General features: G+C 72.7%; 6 protein-coding genes and 1 pseudogene. 5 read left to right on the top strand and 2 right to left on the bottom strand.

The annotated features are described in order from the left end of the window. From VIU94_RS06590 to VIU94_RS06580, 3 genes and pseudogenes are all read left to right on the top strand, one after another. Positions 1 to 253 (top strand): annotated as a pseudogene (locus VIU94_RS06590) (hypothetical protein); the annotation flags it as partial. A gap of 100 nt (positions 254 to 353) precedes the next feature. Next, positions 354 to 1,247, top strand: a complete 894-nt coding sequence (locus VIU94_RS06585) for a metal-dependent hydrolase (RefSeq protein ID WP_331908531.1) — start codon at positions 354 to 356, stop codon at positions 1,245 to 1,247. Beyond that, positions 1,244 to 2,317 carry a PDR/VanB family oxidoreductase gene (locus tag VIU94_RS06580; protein WP_331908535.1) on the top strand — a complete coding sequence of 358 codons (1,074 nt, stop codon included), beginning with the start codon at positions 1,244 to 1,246 and terminating at the stop codon, positions 2,315 to 2,317. The genes VIU94_RS06585 and VIU94_RS06580 overlap by 4 nt, the downstream gene beginning before the upstream one ends. Positions 2,318 to 2,338: 21 nt before the next feature. Here the strand turns inward: VIU94_RS06580 and VIU94_RS06575 are convergent, their stop codons facing one another. Continuing rightward, entirely contained in the window at positions 2,339 to 2,761 is a 423-nt protein-coding gene (locus VIU94_RS06575; RefSeq protein ID WP_331908529.1) for a hypothetical protein, read from the bottom strand. 38 nt (positions 2,762 to 2,799) lie between these two features. Between VIU94_RS06575 and VIU94_RS06570 the strand changes: the two genes are divergently transcribed. Together VIU94_RS06570 and VIU94_RS06565 are read left to right on the top strand one after the other, a co-directional pair. Continuing rightward, positions 2,800 to 3,513, top strand: a complete 714-nt coding sequence (locus VIU94_RS06570; RefSeq protein ID WP_331908527.1) for a TetR/AcrR family transcriptional regulator — start codon at positions 2,800 to 2,802, stop codon at positions 3,511 to 3,513. 43 nt (positions 3,514 to 3,556) lie between these two features. Beyond that, positions 3,557 to 4,069 carry a GNAT family N-acetyltransferase gene (locus VIU94_RS06565; RefSeq protein ID WP_331908525.1) on the top strand — a complete coding sequence of 171 codons (513 nt, stop codon included), beginning with the start codon at positions 3,557 to 3,559 and terminating at the stop codon, positions 4,067 to 4,069. 92 nt (positions 4,070 to 4,161) lie between these two features. Here VIU94_RS06565 and pulA read toward each other — a convergent pair whose 3' ends face one another. Beyond that, complete coding sequence (gene pulA, locus VIU94_RS06560) at positions 4,162 to 9,456, bottom strand: pullulanase-type alpha-1,6-glucosidase (protein WP_414720898.1); 5,295 nt, start codon at positions 9,454 to 9,456, stop codon at positions 4,162 to 4,164. Between the last annotated feature and the right edge of the window lie 275 nt (positions 9,457 to 9,731).

The following is a 9,731-nucleotide window of genomic DNA, read 5'->3' as shown; positions in this document are numbered from 1 at the left end:
GGCCACGTCCGAGGTGTCCCCGGCGTGCGGGGCGCGCGAGCCGCGGGTCCTGGCGGGCGTGCTGTGGCAGGCGCGGACCGGGCAGTGGTACGTGCTGGCCGCCGGCACCCGGGAGTTCGGCTCGCTGACCACCACCGGCGGGGTCCGGGCCCGGGCCGAGGGCCGGTTCCTCGCCGTCGAGACGGAGCGCGGGGCGCGCGCCGACCTCAGCGGACGGCTGGCGAACGGCCTGCGGGTGGCCGCACTGCGCTGACCGCCTCGGCCGCGCTCCGGTGACCGCCCCGGGGCCACGGCCACGAAATCCCCGCGCACACACCTGTTGACGTGACCGTACCCCTCAGTACATTGACAGCATGTCTAATACGCAGCCTGCACCGGTGGCGTCGAAGCACTCGGAGCACATCGAGCTCAAGGCCCGCAAGGTCTCCTTCGACTGGCGCGAGACCCCGCTCCACTGGGTTCCCGGCGACCCGTTCACCACCCACACCATCAACGTGCTGCACCTGCTGCTGCCCGCGGGCGAGCGCTGGTTCATCCACGTCTACAGGCAGGTGCTCCCCTTCATCACCGACGACCGGCTGCGCGAGGACGTCATCGGCTTCATCGGCCAGGAGGCCGTGCACTCCCAGGCCCACGACGACGTGCTGCCCCGCCTCAAGGAGCTGGGCCTCGACCCCACGCCGTACACGGCGCAGGTCGACTGGTTCTTCGAGAAGCTGCTCGGCGACAAGACCCTGCCGCCGGGCCGGGCGCGCCGCTGGTGGCTGATGGAGCGGGTCGCGCTGATCGCGGCGATCGAGCACTACACCGCCTTCCTGGGCAACTGGGTGCTCAACGCCGAGGAGCTGGACCGGCGCGGCGCCGACCCGGCCATGCTGGACCTGCTGCGCTGGCACGGCGCGGAGGAGGTCGAGCACCGCTCGGTCGCCTTCGAGCTGTTCATGCACCTCGACGGCGGCTACCGGCGGCGCGCCCGCACCTGGGCGCTCGCCTTCTCGGCGCTGGTCTTCTTCTGGCAGCGCGGGGCGCGCTTCTTCATGGAGAACGACCCGACGCTGCTCGAAGGCAAGGCGTCCATAGGTCAGTTGGTGCGCAAGGGCCGGGAGGGCGTGCTGCCCTCCACGCCGGACATGCTGCGCTCGATCCCGCGCTATCTGAGCCGCGCCTACCACCCCTCGCAGGAGGGCGACACCGCGCAGGCGGTCGCGTACCTGGCCAACTCCCCCGGCGCCAACGGAGGTCGCTGAGCATGCCCCGACTGCGTACCGTGGTCCTGGTCGCCGGGGCGGCGCTGCTCGCCAAGCGCGCGATGCGCCGGCGCATCCAGGGGTCCCCGCTGTGGCCGATGCCCGCGCTCGACGAGCCGGTGTCCGGCCGCGGCCGCAACACCACCGTGCCACGCCGGGTCCTCGTCGCCGAGCGCACCGCGCCCGCCGAGGGCGTCGCCCAGCTCCGCCTGGAGGGTGCCGGACTGCCCGCCTGGCAGCCGGGCGCCCACATCGACCTCGTCCTGCCGTCCGGCCTGGTCCGCCAGTACTCGCTGTGCGGCGACCCGGCCGACTCCGGCGCGTACACCGTCGCCGCCCGCCTCATCGGGGCGGAGCAGGGCGGCCGGGGCGGCTCGGCGGAGGTGCACGAGCAGCTCCACGAGGGCGTCGAGATCGAGATCCGCGGCCCCCGCAACCGCTTCCCGCTGGTCGAGGCCGCCTCGTACGTGTTCGTGGCCGGCGGCATCGGCATCACGCCGGTCCTGCCGATGGTCCGCGCGGCCGCGGCGGCCGGGGCCGACTGGAGGCTGCTGTACTGCGGGCGCAGCCGGGCCACGATGCCCTACGTCGACGAGGTCGAGCGGCTGGGCGCGGACGGGGGCCACACGACGGTCGTCGCCGAGGACGAGTCCGGGCTGCCGGACTTGGGCTTCCTGCACGACGTGCTCCCGGACACCGAGGTGTACTGCTGCGGCCCGGACGGCCTCATGGACGCCGTGAGTGCGGCGCTGCCGGAGGGCCGGACCGCACGCCTGGAGCGCTTCTCGGCGGCCGCGACGGCCGGCGGCACCCCCTTCGAGGTCGAACTGCGCCGCTCCGGCCGTACGGTGAAGGTGGCCGCGGACCAGTCGGTGCTCGCCGCGGTCCGCGCGGAGGTCCCGGGCGTCTCGTACTCCTGCGAGCAGGGCTTCTGCGGCACCTGCCGACAGCGGGTGCTCGGGGGCGAGGTCGACCACCGGGACGAGCTGCTCACCGACGCCGAGCGGGACGAGTCGATGCTGATCTGCGTCTCGCGGTGCGCGGGCGAGCGGCTCGTACTGGACCTGTAGGCCGGAGGGCGGGCGTCGGCGTTACGGCAGGATCAGCCAGTCGGCGGCCAGCGCGGCGGCCAGACCGCCGGCGAGCAGCCAGGTGCCCAGGCGGGTACGGCCGTTGCGGGACAGCTCGATCACGACGCCGCAGAGGATCATTGCGAGGCCGTACACGCCGACGACGAGGACGGAGGTCCGGCTGGCCAGCCGGACCACGAGCACGACCGCCATGGCCACGAGCAGCACGGAGGCGGCGGCGACCCGAAGCCGCCGCGCCTGCTTGGGGGTCAGACCGCCGGACGCGTCGGACTCCGTCTCCTCCGCGTCCGTCTCCTCAGCGTCCGCCTCCTCGGCGTCCGTCTCCTCCGCGTCCGTCTCCTCGTCGGGGAGGTCGTCCGGGAGGTCGTCCGGAAGGTCGCCGGGGAGGTCGTCGGCGGTCGTGTCCTGGTCGGAAGCGCTCATGTGGTGGGAGCGTAACGGACGCCCGTTAGGCTGTTCGCATGACGACCGGGGTACGCCGCAGGATGGGCGTCGAGGAGCGCAGACAGCAACTCATCGGGGTGGCGCTGGAGCTGTTCAGCCACCGCTCCCCCGACGAGGTCTCCATCGACGAGATCGCAGCCGCCGCGGGGATCTCGCGGCCGCTGGTCTACCACTACTTCCCGGGCAAGCAGAGCCTGTACGAGGCGGCCCTGCGGCGGGCGGCCGACGAGTTGGCGGGACGCTTCCTTGAGCCCCCGCAGGGGCCGTTGGGGGCCCGGCTGCTGCGGGTGATGGGCCGGTTCTTCGACTTCGTCGACGAGCACGGCCCGGGTTTCGCGGCGCTGATGCGCGGCGGTCCGGCGGTGGGCTCCTCCACCACGAACGCGATGATCGACGAGGTGCGGCAGGCCGCGTACGAGCAGATCCTGGCCCACCTGGAGGTCCAGAGGCCGTCCGCCCGGCTGGAGATGGTGGTCCGCTCCTGGGTGTCGCTCGCCGAGTCCACCGCGCTGCTGTGGCTGGACGGACGCCGGATACCGCGCGGCGAGCTGGAGTTGCAGCTGGTGCACGACTTCGCGGCGCTGGCCGCGGTGAGCGCCGCGTACGACCCGGAGATGGCGGACGTCGTCGTCCGCATCCTCGCCGACGAGCCGGCCGACGGCCCCTTCGCCGACCTGGTCACCCGCCTCATGGAACTCGCCCCGCGCGTCCCGGCCCAGCGCCTGCGGTAGGGCTCGCACCTGGTCGGGGCAGCGCACGATTACGGTGATCGCCATGACGACACACGTGACCTTTCGGCAGGCGGACGACCGTGACCTGGACGTTCTGGTGAGCTTGTTCGACTCTGTGGCGCGCTGGATGGTGCGCAACGGGATCGAACAGTGGAAGCCCGGCGACAAGGGCGCGGAGCACTTTCGGGCGCGGCTGGCCGCGGGCGAGGTGTGGCTGGCGTCCCACGACGGCCGGACCGTCGGGGCGTACGAGCTGTGGTGGGAGGACGAGCAGGTCTGGGGCCCGCAGCCGCCGGTGGCGGGCTATGTGCACCGGCTGATGACCGACCGGGAGGCGGCCCCGGGGGGCGCGGGCCGACTGCTGCTCGCCCACGCGGAGCGGCGGATCGCGGCCGTCGGCCGGACGGCGGCCCGGCTGGACTGCGAGGCCCGCGATCCGCGGCTGCGGACGTACTACGAGGGCGCGGGGTACGGGGCCGTCGTGGAGGAGTTGGAGAAGACAGCGGCCGACGGGCGGCGGTACCACGTCACGCTCATGGAGAAGGCCCTGGCCTGAACGCGGCCGAGGCCGGCCGGGGGAGCCGGCCGGCCTCGGAGTGGGCGGGGTGGTGCGGATCAGCGGCGGAACCGCTGCGGATCAGGCGCTGATCAGCGGGCGGTGAAGACCGCCACCGTCCGCGCCGGGACCGTGAAGGCGCCCGAACCCTGCTCGTACGCGGCGGACTTCACCGTGGCGTCCGAGCCCGTCGCCTGGACCGGGTGGAGGGCATAGCCCTTGCCGGCCAGGGCGGCGACCGTCTGGGTCTGGCGGTCGGGCGTGGCGTTGAGCACCACGACCAGGTCGCCCAGGCGCATGGTGATCACGCCGGGGGTCTCGTCCGGCCCGGAGAGCGGGAAGGACAGGGCGTCCTGGACCCGCTCGGCGGTGGGCAGGGAGAACGCCGACTCGGTGGTGCGGATCCGCTGGAGGTCCCGGTACGCGGCCGAGGCCCCGTCGATCTGGGCACAGCCGACGGTCAGGGCCGGGTTCACCAGGAGCGGCTTCGCGTGGCCCCACTTGGACTTGTTGTCGGCGGCCGGGGGCAGCCCGCGGCCGAACCCGTTGCCCTCCCGGCAGTCCCAGTGGATCGCGTTGAACCAGTCCCCGCTGTCGTACGAGTTCCGGTCGAGCGACTTCGAGCGGAGCAGGTCCGAGCCCGCCTGGGAGAGCGCGGGGCCCTGCGAGAGCGTCGCGGTCGCCATGGCGAGGACCTGCATCCTGGCCCGGTCGGCCGGGGACGTGCCGGCCGGCAGTTTGAAGGCGAGCGCGTCGTACAGGGTCTCGTTGTCGTGCGCGTCGGCGTAGGCCAGTGCGTCGCCGGGCGCGGCGGCATAACCGGCCGGGGCGCCGTTGTAGTCGACCTGTGAGCCCTTGACCGTACGGCCGGAGGTGTCGGTGAACGTGTATCCGGCGAGGTTGCCGGACAGGCCGACCTTGATCAGGTCCTGGTAGTGGAGGAGCCGGGCCTTCTGCTGCTCCGGGCTGCCGTTGGCCGGCGAGGAGTTGGGGTCGGTGTACAGGCCGGAGGCGAAGCCCTGGACGCCCGGGTCCTCGTCGAACGGGCCGCCGCCGCGCACGGCGTCGCGGGCCCGGTCGGAGAAGGTCGCGACGCCGGTCCCGGCCATGTTCTTCTGGGTGGCCTGGACGAACCGGGCGTCGTCGGCGATCTCGCCGAAGTTCCAGCCCTCGCCGTAGAGGACGATCGCCTTCCCGTCGACGCCGTCCTTCTCGACGGTGAGGGCGTCGAGGGCCGCGCGGACGGCGAGGATGTTCTCCTTCGGGTGGTGGCCCATGAGGTCGAAGCGGAAGCCGTCGACCTTGTACTGCCTGGCCCAGGTGACCACCGAGTCCACGACGAGCTTGCCCATCATGGCGTTCTCGGGCGCGGTGTTGGCGCAGCAGGTGGAGGTGGCGACGGAGCCGTCGGCCTGCAGCCGCTGGTAGTAGCCGGGCACGATCTTGTCGAGGACGGACTTGTCCGCCTGGCCGGCGGCCACGCTGTGGTTGTAGACGACGTCCATGACCGTGCGCAGGCCCTGGCCGTTGAGCGCCTGGACCATCCGCCGGAACTCGACGGTGCGCTTCGTGCCCTCGGGGTCGGTGGCGTACGAGCCCTCCGGCACGGTGTAGTGCAGCGGGTCGTAGCCCCAGTTGTACGCGTCCTTCGCCGCGGCGGCGGCCACGCAGGCCTGTTGTTCCTCGGAGTCGGGGGCGTACACCTTCAGGTCGCAGGCCGGGGCGGTCTGGTCGGACTTCTTCTCCGGGATCGTGCCGATGTCGAAGGCCGGCAGCAGGTGCACGTACGAGGTGCCGGAGGCGGCCAGCGCCTTCAGGTGCCGCGAGCCCTTGCTGGCGGGGTCGGTGAAGGCGAGGTAGCCGCCCCGGTGGTCGGCCCGTGCCGTCGGGTCGGCGATCGAGAAGTCGCGGACGTGCAGCTCCTGGATCTGGGCGTCGCGCAGCGGCACGGCGGCCGGCTTCTTCAGCGTCTTCCAGCCCGCGGGCGCGAGCCGGGCGTCGGCGAGGTCGACGACCAGGCTGCGCGCGGAGTCGGTGGTGAGGGCGGTGGAGTACGGGTCGGTGACCTTGTTGGCGACCAGCTTCTGGACGCTGGGCGCCCAGACCTTCACGACGTACCGGTACGGCTTTCCGGTCCAGGTCGACGGGCCGGAGACCCTCCAGACGCCGCTCGCCTCGTCGCGGCGCATGGGCACGGTGCGGCCGTCGAGTTCGAGGGCGACGGACTGCGCGGTCGGGGCCCACAGGGACAGCGTGGGGCGGCCGCTGCGGAAGACCGGGCCCAGGGCGGCGGTGCTCGCCTTCGGCGCGTACAGGTCGTCGAGGACACCGGCGGTCTGCACGCCGGTCGCCGCGAGCAGGGCGCCGTTGGCGGCGCGCTGGGTGGCGATCAGCTGGCCGCGCAGCGAGGCGCGGACGCGGTCGGCGTCGCGCGGGTCGACGGTGAAGGCCGGGTACTCCTTGAGGTGCGGGAACCTGGCCTTCTGGGCGTCGGTGAGCGCGCCGGGGGCGAGCCGCAGCCAGCGGCCCTCGTCGCTGAGGGCCCCGTCGGTGACGGTGATCCCACCGTCGGCCGCGTACACGAGCTGCTGGCTGGTGGCGTCGGTCGCCTTGACCTTCCACACGACCGTGTTCCGGTCGATCCACTGCGCCTCGGCCTTGCCGAGGTCGAGGCTCGGGGTCCCGCCGGTCTGCGGGAGCAGGTACGCGGGCTTCCCGGCGAGCAGCCAGACCTCCTGGCCGTACGTGGCGAGGTCGAGGGACTGGTCGGTGGGCAGGTCCTTCTGGTCGCCCTTGTGCAGGATGTACGAGAGGGAGGTCGCGCCCTGGGCGAGCGGCACCTCGTAGACGGCTCCGTACGCGTCGACGCGCACGGGCATCAGCGGCTTGGACCAGTCGGTGGGCTGGGCAGCGCCGGTCCAGGTGTGCAGGCCCCAGCCGTCGTAGTCGCCGTCGGGGCGGTTGTAGTGGATGACCGCCTTCGTCTTGTCCTGCGGCGGGTACGCGCTGTCGGGCGCGGTGTCGGCCTGGCCTGCGGCGCCCTGCGTGATCCAGACCTGGCCGGTGCGGCCGAGGCTGATGCTTCGCTGCGGGCCGTCCGCCGTGCCGTCCTTCTCGACGGTGTACGCGACGCTCGACGCGCCCTCGGGCAGCGGGACCCAGGCGAACGCGCCGTAGGCGTCCCGCCCGGTGAACGCGGCCTCCTTGCCGTCGGCCTTCAGCTTCCACCCGTCGTAGTCGCCGCCGGGCCGCTGGTAGTGCACGACCGCGTACGGGCGCTGAACGGCCACCGGCTTCTCGGCGGGCGGCACGGGCGGGGCCGTCGTCGCGGCGAGCGCGCTCGCGGTGCGGCCGGCGCTGTCGACGACGACCGCCTTGTAGCGCACGGGAGTTCCGGCGGCGGCGGTGATGTGGTGAGTGACCCGGTAGGGGGCGTGGTCGGCGGTCCCGAGCACCTTCCAGGGCCCGTTGCCGCTCTGGCCGGCGAAGACGACGCGGTTGAGCCCGCCGCCGTCGACGTCGGCGGAGACCTGTCCGTCGGGGGACGCGGTGAGGGTGAGGGAGGGCGCGGAGGCGGGCGCGGGGAGCGGCCGGTCGGCCTTGAGCACGAGGGAGGAGAGGGCCGGGACGGTGACGGTGATCTTCCCGTCGACGGCGTGGACGGTGCCGCGGCCCCCGTGGAGGACGCTGAGGTCCGCGGAGTCGACGGGGAAGGTCACCGTCTTCGCCGTGGCGGCGCTGTTGGCGGCCACGACGTACTCGGTGCGGGTCTTCGCGTCGGTGCGGGAGAAGGCGTACACGGAGCCCTCGGCGTGCCGCTCCTGCTGGACGCCGTCGCGCAGCGCGGGGTGCGCCTTGGTGAGGCGGGAGAGCTCGGCGATCGACCGGTAGATCGGGTGCGTGGGGTCGTACGCGTCGGCCGCGTGGGTGCGCTCGGTGCCGATCTGGTCGTCGTCGAGGTAGTCCGCGGTCTTCGAGGCGAAGAGGGTCTGGCGGGCGTCCTTGTCGCCGCCGGGCCCGGTGAAGCCCTGCTCGTCGCCGTAGTAGACGACGGGGTTGCCGCGGGAGAGGAACATCAGCTCGTTGGCGAGCCGGGCTCGGTCGAGGAGTTCGGCGTCGGGGGCCTTCGGGTTGTCCTGCTCGAGGAACGCGCCGATGCGGCCCATGTCGTGGTTGCCGAGGAAGGTGACCTGCTCGTACGCGTTGGCCTTGTCGGTGGTGTACCGGTGGTCCTCGGCGAACACCTTCGCGAGCCGGTCGGCGCCGGCGCCCTGGGAGGCGAAGGCGCGGGCGGCGTCCTGGAAGGGGAAGTCGAGCGTGGCGTCGAGCCGACCGCGCGTGACGTACGGGGCGGTGACGGCGGGGTCGGCGGAGTAGACCTCGCCGAACATGAAGAAGTCCGCGCGGCCCTGCTGTTTCGCGTAGGCGTCGAGGGCGGTGGCCCACTGGGTCCAGAAGTCGAGGTCGACGTGCTTGACGGTATCGATGCGGAACCCGTCGATGTCGAAGTCGCGGACCCAGGTCTGGTAGATCCGCTTCATGCCCTCGACGACCTCGGGCCGCTCGGTCCACAGGTCGTCGAGCCCGACGAAGTCGCCGTACTCGGCGGACTCGCCGGCCCAGGTGGAGTCGCCGCGGTTGTGGTACATCGCGGGGTCGTTGAGCCAGGAGGGGACTTTGGCACCGGGCTGGGCGACGGGCGTGTAGGGAAATGAGTCCCGGTCGACCTTCGCCGGGATCCCGGCGCGATCGTCGAACGGCCGCCCGGTGGAGTCGATATAGGGATAAGCGCCCTTGGGGCGGTAACCGTACTTCTTCTCGGCGTAGTCGACGGTGTCGGCGGTGTGGTTGGTGATGACGTCGAAGAAGACCTTCATGCCCTTGGCGTGGGCGGCGGCGATCAGCGTCTTGAGGTCGTCGTTGGTGCCGAAGTGGGGGTCGACCTGGGTGAAGTCGGTGATCCAGTACCCGTGGTACCCGGCGGAGGCGTCCTTGCCGGCGCCTTGGACGGGCCGGTTCTTGAAGATCGGGGCCATCCAGATGGCGGTGGTCCCGAGCCCCTTGATGTAGTCCAGCCGCTGGGTGAGCCCCTTGAGGTCGCCGCCTTGGTAGAACCCCTTGTCGGCAGGGTCGAACCCGGTCTGGGTCCGGCTCCCGGTGAGCCCGCCGCGGTCGTTGCCCAAGTCGCCGTTGGCGAACCGGTCGGGCAGCACGAAGTAGAACTGCTCCCGGGTGAGATCGTGCCGCGCGGGCTGCGCGGCGAGCGCCCGGTCGGAGGGCGGCGGGGGCGTTTGCGCGGCGGCGACGGGCAGGGCGGGTATCAGCCCGGCGACGAGGGTCGCGGCGATGACGGTGACGGCGCGGTGCGGCCGTCTGTTGCGACGCAATGGTGCTCCTCAGAGAGTTGGATTCCCCCACCCCACCCCTCCCCGAAACCCTGCCGGGGGCTGGTGGGGCAGTGGCGGTAGGGGGTGGGACGGCGCGGAACGCCCACCCCCCGTTGTGCGCATTCGTTGCTCCCCCGGGGACTTCGTCCGGGGGGACCCCAGGGCGGAACGGGCGGGCACAACGGAACGGCACCCTTGCGGGCGCGTCCGCCCCATGAGCCCGGCGCCCACGAGGGCGGCGCCCGTTCAGGCCCGGTGGGCCGGCGCGCCCCGCC

It is taken from the genome of Streptomyces sp. (assembly GCF_036566765.1).
Classification (GTDB): domain Bacteria; phylum Actinomycetota; class Actinomycetes; order Streptomycetales; family Streptomycetaceae; genus Streptomyces.
Note: the sequence above shows the minus strand (reverse complement) of the source record. Positions and strands in the feature narration are given on the sequence as shown.

What these genes read in the sequence shown, in the direction of transcription:
- VIU94_RS06565 (WP_331908525.1), top strand. Translation starts at nt 3,557, where the DNA reads ATGACGACACACGTGACCTTTCGGCAGGCGGACGACCGTGACCTGGAC.
- VIU94_RS06570 (WP_331908527.1), top strand. Translation starts at nt 2,800, where the DNA reads ATGACGACCGGGGTACGCCGCAGGATGGGCGTCGAGGAGCGCAGACAG.
- VIU94_RS06575 (WP_331908529.1), bottom strand. Translation starts at nt 2,761, where the DNA reads ATGAGCGCTTCCGACCAGGACACGACCGCCGACGACCTCCCCGGCGAC.
- VIU94_RS06585 (WP_331908531.1), top strand. Translation starts at nt 354, where the DNA reads ATGTCTAATACGCAGCCTGCACCGGTGGCGTCGAAGCACTCGGAGCAC.